The sequence below is a fragment of the Bacillus sp. 204(2023) genome (genome assembly GCF_037027505.1).
Taxonomy (GTDB): Bacteria; Bacillota; Bacilli; order Bacillales; family Bacillaceae; genus Bacillus; species Bacillus subtilis.
Map to the genome: position 1 here is coordinate 173,415 of NZ_JAXCHE010000006.1, position 19,550 is coordinate 192,964.

Annotated in this window: 22 protein-coding genes; 12 read left to right on the top strand and 10 right to left on the bottom strand. The window is 46.2% G+C overall.

Annotated elements, in window-relative coordinates; genetic code table 11:
* Positions 1-412: 412 nt before the first annotated feature.
* From yfmF to WA279_RS13820, 5 genes are all read right to left on the bottom strand, one after another.
* On the bottom strand, positions 413-1,213 hold the full coding sequence (yfmF, locus tag WA279_RS13800) for a Fe(3+)-citrate ABC transporter ATP-binding protein YfmF (protein WP_003233737.1): 801 nt from the start codon (positions 1,211-1,213) through the stop codon (positions 413-415).
* Between the two features lie 12 nt (positions 1,214-1,225).
* A complete protein-coding gene (gene yfmE, locus WA279_RS13805) occupies positions 1,226-2,227 on the bottom strand; it encodes a Fe(3+)-citrate ABC transporter permease YfmE (protein ID WP_069703760.1) in 1,002 nt (333 codons plus the stop codon).
* Positions 2,224-3,225, bottom strand: a complete 1,002-nt coding sequence (fecD, locus tag WA279_RS13810; RefSeq protein ID WP_336155684.1) for a Fe(3+) dicitrate ABC transporter permease FecD — start codon at positions 3,223-3,225, stop codon at positions 2,224-2,226. Before fecD ends, yfmE begins: the two co-directional genes overlap by 4 nt.
* Before the next feature lie 72 nt (positions 3,226-3,297).
* Complete coding sequence (gene yfmC, locus WA279_RS13815; RefSeq protein ID WP_070548703.1) at positions 3,298-4,245, bottom strand: Fe(3+)-citrate ABC transporter substrate-binding protein YfmC; 948 nt, start codon at positions 4,243-4,245, stop codon at positions 3,298-3,300.
* Between the two features lie 109 nt (positions 4,246-4,354).
* A complete protein-coding gene (locus tag WA279_RS13820; protein ID WP_003233730.1) occupies positions 4,355-4,723 on the bottom strand; it encodes a YfmB family protein in 369 nt (122 codons plus the stop codon).
* A 243-nt stretch (positions 4,724-4,966) separates the two neighbouring features.
* Here WA279_RS13820 and WA279_RS13825 point away from each other — a divergent pair, with 243 nt between their 5' ends.
* From WA279_RS13825 to nosA, 10 genes are all read left to right on the top strand, one after another.
* Entirely contained in the window at positions 4,967-5,314 is a 348-nt protein-coding gene (locus WA279_RS13825; protein ID WP_335388916.1) for a general stress protein, read from the top strand.
* A gap of 189 nt (positions 5,315-5,503) precedes the next feature.
* Complete coding sequence (locus WA279_RS13830; protein WP_003244025.1) at positions 5,504-6,766, top strand: pectate lyase; 1,263 nt, start codon at positions 5,504-5,506, stop codon at positions 6,764-6,766.
* A 126-nt stretch (positions 6,767-6,892) separates the two neighbouring features.
* Positions 6,893-8,329: an anion permease gene (locus WA279_RS13835; RefSeq protein WP_015383080.1), complete on the top strand. Its 1,437-nt coding sequence runs from the start codon at positions 6,893-6,895 to the stop codon at positions 8,327-8,329.
* 127 nt (positions 8,330-8,456) lie between these two features.
* A complete protein-coding gene (gene yflR, locus WA279_RS13840; protein WP_336155688.1) occupies positions 8,457-10,085 on the top strand; it encodes a two-component sensor histidine kinase CitS in 1,629 nt (542 codons plus the stop codon).
* Positions 10,057-10,737: a two-component response regulator CitT gene (gene citT / locus WA279_RS13845; protein WP_015252569.1), complete on the top strand. Its 681-nt coding sequence runs from the start codon at positions 10,057-10,059 to the stop codon at positions 10,735-10,737. Before yflR ends, citT begins: the two co-directional genes overlap by 29 nt.
* Before the next feature lie 2 nt (positions 10,738-10,739).
* Complete coding sequence (locus WA279_RS13850; protein ID WP_032726663.1) at positions 10,740-11,699, top strand: tripartite tricarboxylate transporter substrate binding protein; 960 nt, start codon at positions 10,740-10,742, stop codon at positions 11,697-11,699.
* Positions 11,700-11,725: 26 nt separating this feature from the next.
* Positions 11,726-11,851 (top strand): hypothetical protein, encoded by a 126-nt coding sequence (locus WA279_RS13855; protein WP_336155692.1) that lies wholly within the window; start codon positions 11,726-11,728, stop codon positions 11,849-11,851.
* Between the two features lie 43 nt (positions 11,852-11,894).
* Positions 11,895-13,196 (top strand): citrate transporter CitM, encoded by a 1,302-nt coding sequence (gene citM, locus WA279_RS13860; RefSeq protein WP_003242978.1) that lies wholly within the window; start codon positions 11,895-11,897, stop codon positions 13,194-13,196.
* 55 nt (positions 13,197-13,251) lie between these two features.
* The gene (locus tag WA279_RS13865; RefSeq protein ID WP_251188072.1) at positions 13,252-14,046 is read left to right on the top strand and encodes an MBL fold metallo-hydrolase; all 795 of its coding nucleotides are present in this window, start codon (positions 13,252-13,254) and stop codon (positions 14,044-14,046) included.
* Positions 14,047-14,164: 118 nt separating this feature from the next.
* Positions 14,165-15,256, top strand: a complete 1,092-nt coding sequence (gene nosA / locus WA279_RS13870) for a nitric oxide synthase (protein WP_003233711.1) — start codon at positions 14,165-14,167, stop codon at positions 15,254-15,256.
* Here nosA and WA279_RS13875 read toward each other — a convergent pair.
* Complete coding sequence (locus WA279_RS13875) at positions 15,247-15,522, bottom strand: acylphosphatase (RefSeq protein ID WP_003243829.1); 276 nt, start codon at positions 15,520-15,522, stop codon at positions 15,247-15,249. The genes nosA and WA279_RS13875 overlap by 10 nt on opposite strands.
* A gap of 66 nt (positions 15,523-15,588) precedes the next feature.
* Here WA279_RS13875 and WA279_RS13880 point away from each other — a divergent pair, with 66 nt between their 5' ends.
* Positions 15,589-16,254, top strand: a complete 666-nt coding sequence (locus tag WA279_RS13880; RefSeq protein ID WP_251188073.1) for an MOSC domain-containing protein — start codon at positions 15,589-15,591, stop codon at positions 16,252-16,254.
* Positions 16,255-16,294: 40 nt separating this feature from the next.
* On the opposite strand, the gene WA279_RS13885 is transcribed toward WA279_RS13880, so the two are convergent.
* The 4 genes from WA279_RS13885 to map all read right to left on the bottom strand — a co-directional run bounded on the left by WA279_RS13885 (position 16,295) and on the right by map (position 17,996).
* Complete coding sequence (locus WA279_RS13885; protein ID WP_003239885.1) at positions 16,295-16,432, bottom strand: YflJ family protein; 138 nt, start codon at positions 16,430-16,432, stop codon at positions 16,295-16,297.
* Positions 16,433-16,588: 156 nt separating this feature from the next.
* A complete protein-coding gene (locus tag WA279_RS13890) occupies positions 16,589-16,744 on the bottom strand; it encodes a hypothetical protein (protein ID WP_003244572.1) in 156 nt (51 codons plus the stop codon).
* 106 nt (positions 16,745-16,850) lie between these two features.
* Positions 16,851-17,165, bottom strand: coding sequence for a DUF3243 domain-containing protein (locus WA279_RS13895; protein ID WP_336155694.1), 315 nt, complete (start codon positions 17,163-17,165; stop codon positions 16,851-16,853).
* Between the two features lie 81 nt (positions 17,166-17,246).
* Positions 17,247-17,996 (bottom strand): type I methionyl aminopeptidase, encoded by a 750-nt coding sequence (gene map, locus WA279_RS13900; protein WP_003233698.1) that lies wholly within the window; start codon positions 17,994-17,996, stop codon positions 17,247-17,249.
* 171 nt (positions 17,997-18,167) lie between these two features.
* Here map and nagE point away from each other — a divergent pair, with 171 nt between their 5' ends.
* Positions 18,168-19,526, top strand: coding sequence for an N-acetylglucosamine-specific PTS transporter subunit IIBC (gene nagE / locus WA279_RS13905; protein ID WP_336155695.1), 1,359 nt, complete (start codon positions 18,168-18,170; stop codon positions 19,524-19,526).
* Positions 19,527-19,550 lie beyond the last annotated feature (24 nt).

Sequence of the window (19,550 nt, forward strand, 5' to 3'; positions counted from 1 at the left end):
CTAGGTATTACGATCTTCTGTATATTATTGTGAGAAATATAGAAGATTCAGTTAGTTAGCATTTCGATTTTAAGCTGAGCCTGCAATAGCAAAGCATCTGTTTTGATTATTCTTTTTCTGATACATAAGCTAATTTTGTCGCTTTTCTTTTTTGTCTTTTCACGCATTTCGAGGATGACTTACTATAATTCTTTCAGCTTTTCTATGTGTTAAGATTCGAATAGATGAAATAACTTTAACAAGTTGGTCAATAAGAACAGATTTAACTTTATGTTAAAAGAGTATCTCGTATAGAACATAAGAAGAATGACGAGTTTTTTAAGATTATCATCAATTATGTGAGAATAAAATATTATAAGGGAAAATGAAGGCTGTCACGTTTCTCGACAGCCCTAGGGATTTCCTCTCCTTTTCATTTCGCCCGTAATTTCGGGCACAGTCCCGTCGGCAGGCACATTGGCTTCTGGTCGATCGGGCTTCTCATGATGCAGCATTCCAAGCCGAAGACTTCACGGAAAAATGGCTGGGTGAACACATCTTCCGGTGTTCCGGCGTTGTATATTTTTCCGTCCAGCACACTGATCAGATAGTCAGCGTATTGAGCAGCTTGGTTTAAATCATGGAGCACCATGACAACGGTGCGGCCATGGTCGCGGTTCAGCTTTTTCAGCAGTTCAAGCACTTCAATCTGGTGTGAGATGTCTAAATACGTGGTCGGCTCATCAAGCAAAAGCAAATCAGTGCCTTGCGCAAGTGCCATTGAAATCCAGGCTCTTTGTCTTTGGCCGCCTGAGAGGGCATCAAGTGTCCGATCCTTCAGTTCAATCATGCCCGTTGCTTCCAGCGCCCACTCTACCATGTCATGATCCTCTTGGGTATGCTTGGATAACAGCTTTTTGTGAGGATGTCTGCCAAAATAGCATAATTCCTCTACCGTCAATCCTTCAGGAGCCTGAGGAGATTGTGGAAGAATGGCCAGTTTTTTTGCGACTTCTTTTGATGGCTGGCGGTGGATGTCTTTTCCTTCTAGTAGCACTGTACCGCTTTTCGGAGCCATCAGCCTGGCGAGCGATTTGAGGATTGTTGATTTACCGCAGCCATTAGCGCCGATGAGCGCAGTGATTTTTCCTTCTTCTATCTTTAAGTCGACTCCGTCAATAATCACTGTACTGTCATATGAAAGAGTGAGCTGGTCTGCAGCCAGTTTTCCCATGGTATCCTCTCCCTACTGTTTCCTCGCTTCGAATTTCAATAAATATAAGAAATAAGGCGCGCCGATCACGGCTGTCAGTATTCCGGCAGGTATTTCAACCGGAGGCATGATGCCGCGCCCTAACGTATCTGCAATTAATAATATAATAGCACCAATCAATGCCGATGCAGGCAGTAAATATTTGGCTTTTTCTCCGGTAAGCCGTCTGGCGATATGCGGAGCAAGCAAGCCGATAAAACCGATTGAGCCGACGACGGCTACACAGCTTCCCGCCAGCGCCACCGCGGTGAAAATCAGGATGAATCTCAGCCGGTTTGCGTTTTCTCCGAGACCCTGTGCAAGCTCATCCCCGAGTGACATAAGATCCAGCTTCGGTATGAGTATGCAGACGATCGGAAAAAGAATCAAAAGCCATGGCGCAAGCAGGTTGACTTCTTCCCAGTTTCTTCCCCAGAGGCTTCCTGTCAGCCAAATGAGTGCAGCATTCACGTCGCCCGGAAACTTGACCATCATATATTGCATTCCGGCGTGGCAGACCGCGCCTAAAGCAATGCCTGATAAAGCCAGTGAAGAGGGCTGAATGCTCTTTTTTCGGGCTATCATTAATAATAGTACAGCAATAATGGCGGCTCCGGCAAATGCGGAGAACGGAAGCACGTATACCGGCGACTCAGGAAAGATGAGAATCACAGCCATCGCCGCAAGTCCGGAGCCTTTTGAAATGCCGACAACGTCCGGAGAAGCGAGCGGATTTCGGATCACACCCTGTAAAATCGCTCCGGCAGCGGCAAGCCCAGCACCGGCCAAAATCGCTAATATGATGCGGGGCAGACGATATTGCTGGATGATAAATTCAAAGGAATGATCCAGTCCCAGCAGATTCGTCACAACCGCATCAGGTGAAATGTATAATGCACCGATTCCAATGCTGATGACGGACAGTACGATCAAAATCACGGCCAATATGAGTATCGCCAGCAAGGGGCGTTTTTGTTTTCTGGTTGTTTTCTTCATTTCAGATGTCGCCCTTTCCTTGCCAAATATAAGAAAAACGGCGTTCCGATAATCGCGGTGACAATGCCGACCGGTGATTCATAAGGAAATGCAATCCATCTGGCCAGAACATCTGCGTACACCAGCAAAATGGCACCGAACAGTGCCGAAAACGGAAGCACGTATTGATAATGTTCTCCGATCAGCTTGCGGACAATATGCGGGACGAGCAGCCCGACAAAGCCAATCGGCCCGGCGACGGCTACGGAAGCGCCGGAAAGGACTAAAATAATCAAACTGATTAGAATCCGGATGCCGTTCATATTTTGTCCAAGTCCTTTTGCTGTTTCGTCTCCGAGACCGAGAACAGAAACAGAACCGGAAAATACGAGGGCAAGCCCGATGCCAATGACAGAAAACGGAGCGATGGTTATGACGTCCTGCCAGTTGCTGCCGTCGATTGCGCCTGTCATCCAGTACAGAACATCCTCACCTGACTCATTTAAAATAATGATGGCCTGTGTCATAGAGGAGAGGAACAAGTGCACGGCCATTCCTGACAGCGCCAGCTTGACAGGTGTCATTCCGCCGGATGAGGCAATCATATATACAATCGCGCCGCCTGCTGCCGCACCCGCAAAAGCGAATATAACAGATGAATAGGGCGATGCCGGCAGAATGACGAGAGAAGCAACGACAAAAAGCGATGCACCCGCATTCACACCGAAAATTTGGGGTGAAGCCAGAGGATTTCTGGTCATAGCCTGCATCAGCGCCCCTGCTACAGCTAGGCTGGCGCCGACAAAAACGCCGATTAATGTGCGGGGAAGGCGAAGAGTAGAGATGATGAGCTGTTCCTTTGAACCGTCCCATACAAAAAGATATTTCAATGAATCTATGATGCCGATGTCTGAGGCTCCTACTGAAAGATTCAGCCCAAGCCCAAATATAAAAATAATCAGTGCAATGATGAACATCATCAGTCTTGATGATGAGCGCCGTTTGGCTGAATGATACAACAGTCTCACTTCCTTACTGCGTCTGGTTGCAAAAACGAAGAAGCAAGGATTTCCCCTCGCTTCTCATTTGTCCTATTTATTATACACTTTTTTAAGCACATCTTTGGCGCTTGTTTCACTAGACTTGATGCCTCTGAATCTTGTCCAAGTGTCACGGTCCGCATCATAGACTTGTCCATTTTTCACCGCTTTGAGATTTTTCCAGAGCGGGTTCGTTTTCCACTCATCTACAATGGTTTTGCCTTCGTTGGCTGAGATGAACAAAATATCAGGATCGATTTTGCTCAATTGCTCGAGGCTGACCTCTTGATAGGCGTTATCTGACTTCACAGCGTGTGTAAAGCCGAGCATTTTAAAGATTTCTCCGTCATAGGATGATGATGTATGAAGCTGGAAGGAATCCGCTCTTGCAACGCCGAGAACGATGTTGCGGTTTTCATCTTTCGGAAGTTCGGCTTTTAGATCGTTGATGACTTTTTTGTGCTCGGCAAGCTTTTCTTTTCCTTCATCTTCTTTATTTAATGCTTTAGCAATGGTCGTAAAGCTGTCGATCGTTTCGTCATATGTCGCTTCACGGCTTTTTAATTCAATCGTCGGAGCGATTTGTTTCAGCTGTTTATAAATGTTTTTATGGCGCTCAGCGTCAGCGATGATTAAATCAGGCTTCAAGGAACTGATGACCTCAAGATTGGGTTCGCTGCGTGTGCCTACAGATGTGTAATCAATGGAGCTGCCGACAAGCTTTTTAATCATATCTTTTTTGTTGTCATCGGCGATGCCCACCGGCGTAATGCCGAGATTGTGAACGGCATCCAAGAATGAAAGCTCAAGCACAACCACCCGCTTAGGTGTGCCGCTTACTGTCGTTTTTCCTTCTTCGTCATGGATCACTCTGGAATCCTTAGACTCGCTTTTGCCGCTTCCGTTGTTATTCTGGCTTGATGAACAGCCGGATACAATGAGGCAGGCGAGCAATAAAACACTCATGATGGCAATCAACTTGTTAGAATAGGTGCGCATGTCATTCTTCCTTTTTTCAGATTTAGTAATGAGAATCATTATCACATGTAACACTATAATAGCATGGCTTATCATGTCAATATTTTTTTAGTAAAGAAAGCTGCGTTTTTTACTGCTTTCTCATGAAAGCATCATCAGACACAAATAAGTGGTATGCAGCGTTACCGTGTCTTCGAGACAAAAACGCATGGGCGTTGGCTTTAGAGGTTTCGAACATATCAGCAGTGACATAAGGAAGGAGAGTGCTGAGATAACCGGACAATTTCTTTTCTATTTCATCTGTTAGTGCAAATTCAATGTCGCCGATATTCATGATAATCGAGAAAACAAAGTCGATATCGATATGAAAATGTTCCTCGGCAAAAACCGCAAGCTCGTGAATTCCTGGTGAACATCCGGCACGCTTATGGAAAATCTGTTTGACTAAATCACTCACAATCCAAGCATTGTATTGCTGTTCTGGTGAAAAATATTGCATTAGACATACCTCCTGCTCGTACGGATAAAGGCAGCGTTTTATGGTCGTGTGCTCCGTGCAGCGGCTTCTCTTTAATTTTGATTTTTCTGAAAATACTTCCCGTTCCTATCACTTTACCATGGACGGAAAACAAATAGCTACTACCATTCCTCCTGTTTTTCTCTTTAATGTTCTGGAATCTGTTTCAGGTACAGACGATCGGGTATGAAAGAAATATAGAAAACATGAAGGAGGAATATCGACATGAAACCAGTTGTAAAAGAGTATACAAATGACGAACAGCTCATGAAGGATGTAGAGGAATTACAGAAAATGGGTGTTGCGAAAGAGGATGTATACGTCTTAGCTCACGACGATGACAGAACGGAACGCCTGGCAGACAACACGAGTGCCAATACGATCGGAGCCAAAGAAACAGGTTTCAAGCACGCGGTGGGAAATATCTTCAATAAAAAAGGAGATGAGCTCCGCAATAAAATTCACGAAATCGGTTTTTCTGAAGATGAAGCTGCTCAATTTGAAAAACGCTTAGATGAAGGAAAAGTGCTTCTCTTTGTGACAGATAACGAAAAAGTGAAAGCTTGGGCATAAAGCAAGGAAAAAACCAAAAGGCTATGACGGCCTTTTGGTTTTTTTGCGGTCTTTGCGGTGGTATTTTGCAGAATGCCGCAATAGGATAGCGGAACATTTTCGGTTCTGAATGTCCCTCAATTTGCTATTATATTTTTGTGATAAATTGGAATAAAATCTCACAAAATAGAAAATGGGGGTACATAGTGGATGAAAAAAGTGATGTTAGCTACGGCTTTGTTTTTAGGATTGACTCCAGCTGGCGCGAACGCAGCTGATTTAGGCCACCAGACGTTGGGATCCAATGATGGATGGGGCGCGTACTCGACCGGCACGACAGGCGGATCAAAAGCATCGTCCTCAAATGTGTATACCGTCAGCAACAGAAACCAGCTTGTCTCGGCATTAGGGAAGGAAACGAATACAACGCCAAAAATCATTTATATCAAGGGAACGATTGATATGAACGTGGATGACAATCTGAAGCCGCTTGGTCTAAATGACTATAAAGATCCGGAGTATGATTTGGACAAATATTTGAAAGCCTATGATCCTAGCACATGGGGCAAAAAAGAGCCGTCGGGAACACAAGAAGAAGCGAGAGCACGCTCTCAGAAAAACCAAAAAGCACGGGTCATGGTGGATATTCCTGCAAACACGACGATCGTCGGTTCAGGGACTAACGCTAAAGTCGTGGGCGGAAACTTCCAAATCAAGAGTGATAACGTCATTATTCGCAACATTGAATTCCAGGATGCCTATGATTATTTTCCGCAATGGGATCCGACTGACGGAAGCTCAGGAAACTGGAACTCACAATACGACAACATCACGATAAACGGCGGTACACACATCTGGATTGATCACTGTACATTTAATGACGGTTCGCGTCCGGACAGCACATCACCGAAATATTATGGAAGAAAATATCAGCACCATGACGGCCAAACGGATGCTTCCAACGGCGCTAACTATATCACGATGTCTTACAACTATTATCACGATCATGATAAAAGCTCCATTTTCGGATCAAGTGACAGCAAAACCTCCGATGACGGCAAATTAAAAATTACGCTGCATCATAACCGCTACAAAAATATTGTCCAGCGCGCGCCGAGAGTCCGCTTCGGGCAAGTGCACGTATACAACAACTATTATGAAGGAAGCACAAGCTCTTCAAGTTATCCTTTCAGCTATGCATGGGGAATCGGAAAGTCATCTAAAATCTATGCCCAAAACAATGTCATTGACGTACCGGGACTGTCAGCTGCTAAAACGATCAGCGTATTCAGCGGGGGAACGGCTTTATATGACTCCGGCACGTTGCTGAACGGCACACAGATCAACGCATCGGCTGCAAACGGGCTGAGCTCTTCTGTCGGCTGGACGCCGTCTCTGCATGGATCGATTGATGCTTCTGCTAATGTGAAATCAAATGTTATAAATCAAGCGGGTGCGGGTAAATTAAATTAAGAAAGTGAAAAACACAAAGGGTGCTAACCTTTGTGTTTTTTAATTAATTAAAATGTTTATTAACTTAGTTAAGGAGTAGAATGGAAAAGGGGATCGGAAAACAAGTATATAGGAGGAGACCTATTTATGGCTTCAGAAAAAGACGCAGGAAAACAGTCAGCAGTAAAGCTTGTTCCATTGCTTATTACTGTCGCTGTGGGACTAATCATCTGGTTTATTCCCGCTCCGTCCGGACTTGAACCTAAAGCTTGGCATTTGTTTGCGATTTTTGTCGCAACAATTATCGGCTTTATCTCCAAGCCCTTGCCAATGGGTGCAATTGCAATTTTTGCATTGGCGGTTACTGCACTAACTGGAACACTATCAATTGAGGATACATTAAGCGGATTCGGGAATAAGACCATTTGGCTTATCGTTATCGCATTCTTTATTTCCCGGGGATTTATCAAAACCGGGCTAGGTGCGAGAATTTCGTATGTATTCGTTCAGAAATTCGGAAAAAAAACCCTTGGACTTTCTTATTCACTGCTATTCAGTGATTTAATACTTTCACCTGCTATTCCAAGTAATACGGCGCGTGCAGGAGGCATTATATTTCCTATTATCAGATCATTATCCGAAACATTCGGATCAAGCCCGGCAAATGGAACAGAGAGAAAAATCGGTGCATTCTTATTAAAAACCGGTTTTCAGGGGAATCTGATCACATCTGCTATGTTCCTGACAGCGATGGCGGCGAACCCGCTGATTGCCAAGCTGGCCCATGATGTCGCAGGGGTGGACTTAACATGGACAAGCTGGGCAATTGCCGCGATTGTACCGGGACTTGTAAGCTTAATCATCACGCCGCTTGTGATTTACAAGCTGTATCCGCCGGAAATCAAAGAAACACCGGATGCGGCGAAAATCGCAACAGAAAAACTGAAAGAAATGGGACCGTTCAAAAAATCAGAGCTTTCCATGGTTATCGTGTTTCTTTTGGTGCTTGTGCTGTGGATTTTTGGCGGCAGCTTCAACATCGACGCAACCACAACCGCATTGATCGGTTTGTCCGTTCTCTTATTATCACAAGTTCTGACTTGGGATGATATCAAGAAAGAACAGGGCGCTTGGGATACGCTCACTTGGTTTGCGGCGCTTGTCATGCTCGCCAACTTCTTGAATGAATTAGGCATGGTGTCTTGGTTCAGTAATGCCATGAAATCATCCGTATCAGGGTTCTCTTGGATTGTGGCATTCATCATTTTAATTGTTGTGTATTATTACTCTCACTATTTCTTTGCAAGTGCGACAGCCCACATCAGTGCGATGTATTCAGCATTTTTGGCTGTCGTCGTGGCAGCGGGCGCACCGCCGCTTTTAGCAGCGCTGAGCCTCGCGTTCATCAGTAACCTGTTCGGGTCAACGACTCACTACGGTTCTGGAGCGGCTCCGGTCTTCTTCGGAGCAGGCTACATCCCACAAGGCAAATGGTGGTCCATCGGATTTATTCTGTCGATTGTTCATATCATCGTATGGCTTGTGATCGGCGGACTATGGTGGAAAGTACTAGGAATATGGTAGAAAGAAAAAGGCAGACGCGGTCTGCCTTTTTTTTATTTTCACTCCTTCGCAAGAAAACGGATTTTGAAAAATGAGAAAATTTCCTGTGAAAAATGGTATGATCTAGGTAGAAAGGACGGCTGGTGCTGTGGTGAAAAAGCGGTTCCATTTTTCCCTGCAAACAAAAATAATGGGGCTGATTGCGGCTCTGCTGGTCTTTGTCATTGGTGTGCTGACCATTACGTTAGCCGTTCAGCATACACAGGGAGAACGGAAACAGGCAGAGCAGCTGGCGGTTCAAACGGCGAGAACCATTTCCTATATGCCGCCGGTTAAAGAGCTCATTGAGAGAAAAGACGGACGTGCGGCTCAGACGCAAGAGGTCATTGAACAAATGAAAGAACAGACTGGCGCGTTTGCCATTTATGTTTTGGACGAAAAAGGAGACATTCGCAGCGCCTCTGGAAAAAGCGGATTAAAAAAACTGGAGCGGAGCAGAGAAATTTTGTTTGGCGGTTCGCATGTTTCTGAAACAAAAGCGGATGGACGAAGAGTGATCAGAGGGAGCGCGCCGATTATAAAAGAACAGAAGGGATACAGCCAAGTGATCGGCAGCGTGTCTGTTGATTTTCTGCAAACGGAGACAGAGCAAAGCATCAAAAAGCATTTGAGAAATTTGAGTGTGATTGCTGTGCTTGTACTGCTGCTCGGATTTATTGGCGCCGCCGTGCTGGCGAAAAGCATCAGAAAGGATACGCTCGGGCTTGAACCGCATGAGATTGCGGCTCTATATCGTGAGAGGAACGCAATGCTTTTCGCGATTCGAGAAGGGATTATTGCCACCAATCGTGAAGGCGTCGTCACCATGATGAACGTATCGGCGGCCGAGATGCTGAAGCTGCCCGAGCCTGTGACCCATCTTCCTATAGATGACGTCATGCCGGGAGCAGGGCTGATGTCTGTGCTTGAACAAGGAGAAATGCTGCCTAACCAGGAGGTAAGCGTCAACGATCAAGTGTTTATTATCAATACGAAAGTGATGAATCAAGGCGGGCAGGCGTATGGGATTGTCGTCAGCTTCAGGGAGAAAACAGAGCTGAAGAAGCTGATCGACACATTGACAGAGGTTCGCAAATATTCAGAGGATCTCAGGGCGCAGACTCATGAATTTTCAAATAAGCTTTATGCGATTTTAGGGCTGCTTGAGCTTGGGGAGTATGATGAAGCCATTGATCTGATTAAAGAGGAATATGCGATACAAAATGAACAGCATGATCTTTTATTCCATAACATCCATTCGCAGCAGGTGCAGGCCATTTTGTTAGGGAAAATAAGCAAGGCATCGGAAAAGAAGGTCAAGCTGGTGATTGATGAGAACAGCTCACTCGCGCCTCTTCCTGCGCATATCGGCTTGTCCCATCTTATTACGATTATTGGCAATTTAATTGATAACGCTTTCGAAGCTGTAGCGGAGCAAAGCGTGAAGGAAGTTTTGTTTTTTATCACGGATATGGGCCATGACATTGTCATTGAAGTATCAGACACAGGGCCCGGTGTGCCGCCAGAGAAAATAGAAGCTGTGTTTGAGAGAGGCTATTCCTCAAAGGGGATGAAGAGAGGCTACGGTCTGGCCAATGTGAAAGACTCAGTGTGTGAACTGGGCGGCTGGATCGAACTGGCGAATCAAAAAACTGGTGGGGCGGTATTCACTGTGTTTATACCGAAGGAGAAACAAAGGGGGAATCCATTTGATTCACATCGCGATTGCGGAGGATGATTTTCGAGTTGCGCAAATCCATGAGAGATTGATTAAACAGCTTGATGGATTCAAGATTATCGGCAAGGCGGCCAACGCAAAAGAGACATTGGCGCTTTTGAAGGAACACAAGGCTGATTTGCTTCTGCTGGATATTTATATGCCGGACGAGCTTGGGACCGCGTTGATTCCTGATATACGAAGCCAATTTCCTGAAGTGGACATTATGATTATCACAGCGGCAACAGAAACCCGGCATTTGCAGGAAGCGCTAAGAGCAGGAATTGCCCACTATTTGATCAAACCCGTAACGGCTGACAAGTTCAGGCAGGTGCTGCTTCAGTATAAAGAAAAAAGGAAGCTGCTCATGTCTCAGCCGGAGGTCAGCCAATCCATGATCGACCATATTTTTGGGAACAGTGTGAAGACAGCTTTGCCGGCAGAGGATTTGCCGACTGGCATTAATTCGATTACACTGCGAAAAATTAAGGAAGCGCTTCAGACTGCGTCAGAAGGATTGACAGCGGAGGAACTTGGGGAAAAAATGGGGGCGTCACGAACAACTGCCCGCCGTTATGCCGAGTATCTTGTGTCAAAGGAAGAAGCAAGAGCCGAGCTTGAATACGGGATTATCGGCAGGCCGGAGAGAAAATATTATTTGGCGGCGGATTAGATATGAAAAAATCTATAATCCTATTGATTATTCTATTGATCTTTATGCAGGGTGATATCAGGCAGGCGGCTGCGCCGCGCCTGCCGGACGGGCCGATAGAAATTGTCGTCCCTGCCGAACCTTCTGGCGGCTGGGATGTCACAGCGCAGGCGATCCAATCAGTTTTGAGGCAGAAGCAGATCGTGAAGGGTGATGTTCATATCGTCTATAAATCCGGCGGCGGGGGAGAGAAAGGCTGGAAATATGTCAACAAAAGCAGCAAACAAACCATCAGCATGACGTCCAGCCTAATATTAAGCAATGATCTTCTCGGGCAAAGCAAATTAAAAATGTCCGATTTTACGCCGCTCGCCATTCTCTCCAAGGAATGGCAGACGATTGCATTGCCAAAAGGATCAGCGTTAACAAATGGCAAGGATGTGCTGAATGAGATCAACATGCATCCCGGCAAGGTGAGAATCGGCTTTGCCCCGGGGTTTGGCAATGATGATCAGCTCTCGTTCGTCAGAGCGGCAGATATGTACGGCATTGACCCGTTTGACATTCAATTCTCACAGTATGACAGCAGCGAACAGCTCATTCAGGCGCTGATCAGACATGAGATAGAAGCGGCTTCCATGACACTTTCTGAAGCGAAACCATATGAACGAAACGGCGATATCACGTTAGCCGCTGTAACGTCTGATAAAAGGCTTCCCGGTTTTCCAAATGTACCGACGTGGAAGGAGCAGGGAATCCCGTTTGTTTTTTCTCATTGGAGAGGGATTTTGGGCCCGAAAAATATGTCTGAGGAAGAGATTTCTTATTGGGATCAAGCGCTAAAGAAGGTCACCTCTTCACCTGAATGGAAGCGGAAAATAAACGAACAGGACTGGGAAAGCTTTTATTTGAACAGCAGGGAAACGAAACGGTTTTTAGAAGAGCAATCTGCTTTTTATCAAAGCATCATGACAGGAAATTAAGATCCCGGCATCCCGGGATTTTTTTCATGGCGAAAATTGATCAAAAAGAACAAAACGGTTTTAAAAAATTAAAAATACAAAAAAACCAAATTATTTACTTGCGGTTGGTTTTCCCATACGATGGCAAAAAGGCAAGACAAAAAGGGGAGTAAGGGAGAAAAAAATGTAAGCGGATTCATTTAAGGGGGAATGGATGTGTTAGCAATTTTAGGCTTTCTCATGATGCTTGTGTTTATGGCATTGATCATGACAAAACGGCTTTCTGTTTTAACAGCATTGGTTTTGACGCCGATTGTGTTTGCGCTTATCGCCGGATTTGGATTTACTGAAGTTGGGGACATGATGATTTCGGGGATTCAGCAAGTCGCGCCGACTGCGGTCATGATTATGTTTGCGATCTTATATTTTGGAATTATGATTGATACAGGCCTGTTTGATCCAATGGTTGGCAAAATTTTAAGCATGGTCAAAGGAGACCCTTTAAAAATTGTTGTCGGGACAGCGGTTCTTACAATGCTCGTCGCCTTGGACGGAGATGGCTCGACAACGTACATGATTACGACAAGCGCCATGCTTCCGCTCTATTTGCTGCTAGGCATCCGGCCAATTATCCTGGCAGGAATCGCGGGAGTCGGCATGGGAATCATGAACACAATTCCATGGGGCGGTGCGACGCCGAGGGCGGCGAGTGCGCTGGGGGTTGATCCAGCTGAGCTTACAGGGCCGATGATCCCTGTCATTGCAAGCGGGATGCTTTGTATGGTGGCGGTTGCGTATGTGCTTGGAAAAGCGGAACGAAAGCGCCTTGGTGTGATTGAACTGAAACAGCCAGCCAATGCCAATGAACCGGCGGCTGCGGTTGAAGATGAGTGGAAGCGGCCGAAGCTTTGGTGGTTCAATTTATTGTTAACGCTTTCTTTAATAGGATGTTTAGTATCGGGTAAAGTCAGTTTAACCGTACTGTTTGTCATTGCGTTTTGTATTGCGCTGATTGTGAATTATCCCAATCTCGAGCATCAGAGACAGCGCATCGCGGCGCATTCCAGCAACGTGCTGGCTATCGGTTCAATGATTTTTGCCGCGGGGGTGTTTACGGGGATTTTGACAGGCACGAAAATGGTTGATGAAATGGCGATCTCGCTCGTGTCCATGATACCGGAACAAATGGGCGGATTGATCCCGGCGATTGTTGCCTTAACAAGCGGCATTTTCACATTTTTGATGCCGAATGACGCGTATTTCTACGGGGTGCTGCCGATTTTATCAGAAACAGCTGTCGCATACGGTGTGGATAAAGTGGAAATTGCCAGAGCCTCTATTATCGGCCAGCCGATTCATATGCTGAGTCCGCTTGTGCCATCCACTCATTTGCTTGTCGGACTCGTCGGAGTTTCTATTGATGACCATCAAAAATTCGCATTGAAATGGGCGGTTCTCGCAGTGATCGTCATGACGGCTATCGCTCTATTGATCGGTGCGATCTCTATTTCCGTATGATAATTCAGGCGTAATGACACACACTAACGGCATATAACATTCCGGAGGTGTCATTATGAGTAATCCTTATATGCCGCTGACTTCAGTCAGAAGCGGAACGGGGTTCGAAGCGGCAAAAGGGGTGCACGGCCTGACTGTGCAAATTGCGAATGTCTATTTTATTCAGCTGCCTTCTGAACCTCACTCATTTGTTTTAATTGATGCCGGCATGCCTCAATCAGCCGGCATGATTGTCAATGAAGCCAAACAAAGATTCGGTGAAGGGTTTCAGCTGAAGGCGATTATCCTCACACACGGGCACTTTGACCATATTGGGGCAATCGAAGAGATCCTTGAGCATTGGGATGTGCCTGTTTATGTCCATTCTCGGGAAATGCCCTATGTAACAGGTAAAGAGGATTATCCTCCGGCTCGTCCTGACAGCAAGAGCGGGCTGGTCGCCAAGCTGTCGCCGCTGTTTCCGCGGCACTCCATCGATATTTCCTCACATGTCCAGGCACTGCCGGAAGACGGTTCAGTTCCTTTTCTTGACGAGTGGATGTGGATTGCGACACCAGGACACACGCCGGGCCATATTTCGTTATTCCGCGATGACGGCCGCGTGCTTGTGGCAGGTGATGCTGTTATTACAGTGGAACAGGAGAAAATGGCTGACGTCTTGATACAAAAACAGGAGCTTCACGGTCCGCCGGCTTATTTCACGCCTGACACAGAGACGGCCGCTGAGTCCATTCTGAAGCTGGCCGGTCTTGAACCGGAAGCGTTATTGACAGGGCACGGCATACCGATGACCGGCAAAAACTTTCGAAGTGACTTAACTGAATTGGCAAATCGGTTATCGTCTATTTGACACCCGCATTACGCGGGTGTTTTTTATTGTTTTCCAGGAAGTTGCAGAAAAATCATTTGTCTTGCCGCTTAAAAACGATACAATGAAAAGCATGAAGTGATGTGAAGGGGAGAGTTTGTTGGAAGAAAAAGAAATACTCTGGAACGAAGCGAAAGCGTTTATTGCCGCATGCTATCAGGAATTGGGAAAGGAGGAGGAAGTGAAAGACCGTCTCGAGGACATTAAAAGTGAAATTGACCTGACCGGGAGCTATGTACATACGAAGGAAGAGCTAGAGCACGGAGCGAAAATGGCTTGGAGAAACAGCAACCGCTGCATCGGCAGATTGTTCTGGAATTCGCTGAATGTTATTGACAGACGAGACGTCCGGACGAAGGAGGAAGTGCGTGACGCCCTCTTTCACCATATTGAAACCGCCACCAATAACGGCAAAATCAGACCGACCATTACGATTTTCCCTCCGGAAGAGAAGGGTGAAAAGCAAGTCGAGATCTGGAATCATCAGCTGATCCGGTACGCTGGATATGAGTCAGACGGAGAAAGAATCGGAGACCCGGCTTCCTGTTCCCTGACAGCAGCCTGCGAAGAGCTCGGCTGGCGCGGAGAGCGAACGGATTTTGACCTTCTGCCGCTCATTTTTCGCATGAAAGGCGACGAACAGCCTGTCTGGTATGAGCTGCCGCGTTCACTTGTGATCGAGGTTCCAATCACACATCCGGACATCGAGGCGTTTTCTGATTTGGAGCTGAAGTGGTACGGCGTGCCTATCATCTCTGATATGAAGCTTGAGGTCGGGGGCATTCATTATAATGCCGCGCCATTTAACGGCTGGTATATGGGCACGGAGATCGGAGCGAGAAACCTCGCAGATGAAAAGCGGTACGACAAGCTCAAAAAAGTAGCGTCCGTGATCGGCATCGCCGCTGATTACAATACGGATTTATGGAAGGATCAAGCGCTAGTTGAATTGAATAAAGCTGTGCTGCACTCGTATAAAAAGCAGGGTGTCAGCATCGTTGATCATCATACAGCGGCAAGCCAGTTTAAACGGTTTGAAGAACAGGAGGAAGAAGCGGGCAGAAAGCTGACGGGAGACTGGACGTGGCTGATTCCGCCAATTTCACCCGCTGCCACTCATATCTTCCACCGCTCCTATGATAACTCAATCGTTAAGCCGAACTATTTTTATCAAGATAAGCCTTATGAGTAAACAATAGAAAATCGATGATGGCCTTCAAGGCTGCGGGATTCAGTCACAGAGATGTCGGTAACCTTTGAGAAAGGGCTTCCGTTCTTTACAGCCTCAACAAACGATTGCAGGGCGTTTTCCGGACCCTCTGCCAAAATCTCGACACGCCCGTCATCACGGTTTTTGACCCAGCCGGCCAGTTTTCGCTTATCAGCTTCCATTTGAACAAAATAGCGAAAGCCCACACCTTGAACCCGGCCGTCAACAATGATTCGGTATTGAAGCATGTAAAAACCACCTTTTCTTTTTATGATAATCAATCATTTTACAACCTGTAAAGGGGATGTGTTTGTATGAAACCAGAGCGCTATTCAGTTCTTTCTCTTAATCTGGGAAAACCGCAGACGCTTGAATATGACGGAAAGAAAATCGAAACCGGCATCATGAAGCGGCCGGCTGAATCAGCCGTCATGCTGCATCGGGAGAATTTTGAAGGAGACGGACAGGCGGACCTCGTCAACCACGGCGGACCTGATAAGGCTGTTTGTGTCTATCCGGCAGAGCATTATCCGTTTTGGGAAGAGTTTCTCTCAAGACCGCTGTCAAACGGCGCATTTGGAGAAAATCTGACGGTCGCGGGCCTGACTGAGGAGAATGTTTGCATCGGAGATGTGTTCAAGCTTGATGAAGCTGTTGTTCAGGTCAGCCAGCCGCGCCAGCCGTGTGTAAAGCTGGCGAAAAAGTTTGGTGTAAAAGAAATGGTGCTGAAGGTCCAGCAAACCGGCTATACAGGGTTTTATTTTCGCGTGCTGGAGGAGGGCAGGGTGTCTCCCGGTGCGAACCTTGAATTGCTGTCCAGAGGAGAGAAGGGGATATCCGTCCAGTTCGCCAACCGCATCAACTACCATGATGCAAAAAATCTCACCGCCATTGAACGGATTTTAAGTGAGGCTGCACTATCGAAAAGCTGGAGAGCATCCTTTATGAAAAAAAAGGACAGGCTGCTGCCGGTTGAATAGAAAAAAGCCGCGCATATCAACGTGCGCGGCTTTGCCATATTTAAGATTGTTTTTTCTTTGTTTCAAGCAGGTTGGCAAGAAAATAGGTTTTATAGCTTTGAAGCTTTCTTCCCTCATGGTGCGTGATCCCCTGCTTTTTTAGTTCTGCCACATACCAGCCTTTACTGCCGTAATGCATGTCAGAAAACTCCTTTCCCTATCTGATTTCGAAACGATTGGCATTGTAACATCTATAAAAAGATGCTGAAAAGAGATGCGGGGAAAACTGAGCCTTTCGCACTAGATGTGCGAATGTTCTTCTGTATGTATATGCGGAGCAAAAGCCGAATATGATTTAATGGCCGGTTAGTTTGATCATGACAACGCCAAATGTCATAATGGCGAAAACAATGCCGATATATGTGAGCATCCCGTTTTTTTTCTTAACGCCATAAACGGTCATAATGATGCCTTCAATGAAAAAAATGATGCCGAAAATAATAAACCACATGCAGATAAAGGCTCCTTTCACAGACATAATAGTAGTGTAGCATATCTGAAAGAGCCGGGCTGTGACAATATCAAGAAAGCCGGGCGCATATCGCCCGGCTCATGTTTTATTGTTTATCAACAAATTTGACCAGAAGCTGTGCTAAATGTTCTTTCTCATCTTCGTCTGCAACGCTCCAAAGCTCTTGCAGCAGCATTTCTTCACCGTTTTGCGGCTCTTCATGCTTTGCGAGGTAGTCTCCCAGGATCGCAGCGCTTTTGACAAGCTTGCCGTCATCCAATCCCAGCTTTTTACCTCGGTTGACTTGTTTTTTCAGGTAGCCTTTAAATTCCTCAAAGTCTTTTAAAATGTCTTCTTTTATTGTGCCATGCATCGCGTTCATTTCGTTTTCAATTTGGATTTTTTCTTGATCTCTGTTCATTGCAAGACCTCCTCGTGCAGAATAATGATGTTTTACCTGCTATTGGAGGAGGTTAAACCTGCCGGAAGCCCGGAATGTGTTTTACAGTTTCGTCAGGATAATCGGTTCATCTTTTGTGATGACGATCGTGTGTTCAACTTGGGCAACCATGCTTTTATCCGGCGTCTTGAACGTCCAGCCGTCTCCAGCTTCAACAATCGTTTCTGCTTTCGTTGAAATAAACGGTTCAAGCGCGATGACTGTGCCATTTTTGAACAGTGCGTTATCAAACGGATCATAATAGTTCATGATGTGGTTCGGCGCTTCATGCAGGCTTCGGCCGATTCCGTGGCCGGTCAGGGTTTTGATGACGGTAAAGCCTTGAGAGCGTGCTTCATGATAAACGGCTCTTCCGATCTGGTTTTGGCGCTTGCCCGCTTTTGCCTGCTGAAGCCCCTTTTGAAATGCGTTTTCCGCGCATTGGCAAAGCTTATGAAGGCGTTCTTCTCCTTCACCGAGCACAAATGAGATGCCTGTGTCGGAATAGAAGCCGCCAAATTCAGCGGAGATGTCGATGTTGACAAGATCCCCTGCTTTTAAAATTTTGGATGTGCTTGGTATGCCGTGAGCCACTTCATCATTTACGCTGATGCATGTCACGCCTGGAAAATCGTATTCCTTCTCAGGAGCTGAAACGGCGCCGTGCTCATCAAGCACAGCTTTTCCGATAAGGTCAAGGTCTTTTGTGCTCATGCCGGGCTCTGCCTTCCGCTTCATTTCTTCACGCGCAAGCGCGACGATTCTTCCGATTTTTTTCAGGCCTTCTAATTCTTGATCGTTTGTTACAATCATCTGTCATTCCCGCTTTCTTTTTAAATAATCTAGATTAAGCTTACCACAACTGTCTTAAAAATAGGAAACACACGGGCCTGGGAAAAAAGAAATACCCCCGGGAAAATTGGTATAGATCACTAGATATCTTATATGGTATATTTGAAAAAAAAGGGTATGAGGGGGATGGGTATGCTTTCATTTTTACAAAAACTCGGGAAGTCATTTATGCTCCCGATTGCAGTTCTGCCTGCGGTTGGAATTATCCTTGCGCTTGGCAGAGAGGATGTATTTAATATCCCGTTTGTCTATCAGGCGGGGACGGCGGTTTTTGATCATCTGCCGCTTATTTTTGCGATCGGAATTGCCATCGGCATTTCAAAAGACAGCAATGGGGCCGCGGGTTTATCAGGGGCGATATCGTATCTGATGCTTGACGCGGCAACAAAGACAATTGATAAAACAAATAACATGGCGGTGTTTGGGGGAATTATTGCCGGTTTAATTGCCGGTTACACCTATAACCGCTTCAAGGATACCAAGCTGCCTGAATATCTCGGGTTCTTCAGTGGCAGACGGCTTGTGCCGATTTTAACAGCCATTATTACGATCATTTTAGCGGGCATATTCGGAGTCGTCTGGCCGCCGATTCAATCGTGTATAAACTCGTTTGGAGAGTGGATGCTCGGGCTCGGCGGCATCGGGGCAGGCATATTCGGCCTATTCAACAGGCTGTTAATTCCGCTTGGCCTTCACCATGTGCTGAACAATATTTTCTGGTTCCAATTCGGAGAATATAACGGAGTGACAGGGGATTTGGCGCGCTTTTTCGCGAAAGATCCGACAGCGGGCACATATATGACCGGATTTTTCCCAATCATGATGTTCGGTCTTCCGGCGGCGTGTCTGGCTATGGTTGTGACTGCGAAGCCGTCTAAACGGAAAGCGACGGCTGGAATGATGATTGGATTTGCTTTAACAGCGTTTATCACAGGGATTACGGAGCCGATTGAGTTTGCATTTATGTTTTTATCTCCGCTTTTATACGCTGTTCACGCGGTCTTAACCGGGTTATCTTTATTTATCGTCAACTGGCTCGGCATCCGCTCAGGCTTCTCTTTTTCAGCCGGAGCTATCGATTATGTGCTCAGCTATGGAATCGCGGAAAAACCGCTGCTTCTGCTTTTGGTAGGTATATGCTATGCGGCAGTATACTTTATCGTGTTTTATGTACTGATTAAGGCGTTGAATTTAAAAACGCCTGGACGGGAAGACGATGATGTGGATGAAGTGCTGGATGAAAATAATGTTCAGGATGTAAATGAAAACATCATGCTGAAAGGGCTCGGCGGAAAAGAAAACCTTCAAACCATTGATCATTGCGCCACAAGGCTGCGACTGACTGTGAAGGATACCGCTTTGGTGGATGAAGCGCTGCTAAAGAAAGCAGGCGCAAAAGGGGTTGTCAAATCAGGGGGGCAATCGGTTCAAGTCATTATTGGCCCGAATGTGGAATTTGCGGCGGAAGAATTGAGAGCTGCTGTCAAATAAAAAAAGCGGAGAGGGCAACCTCTC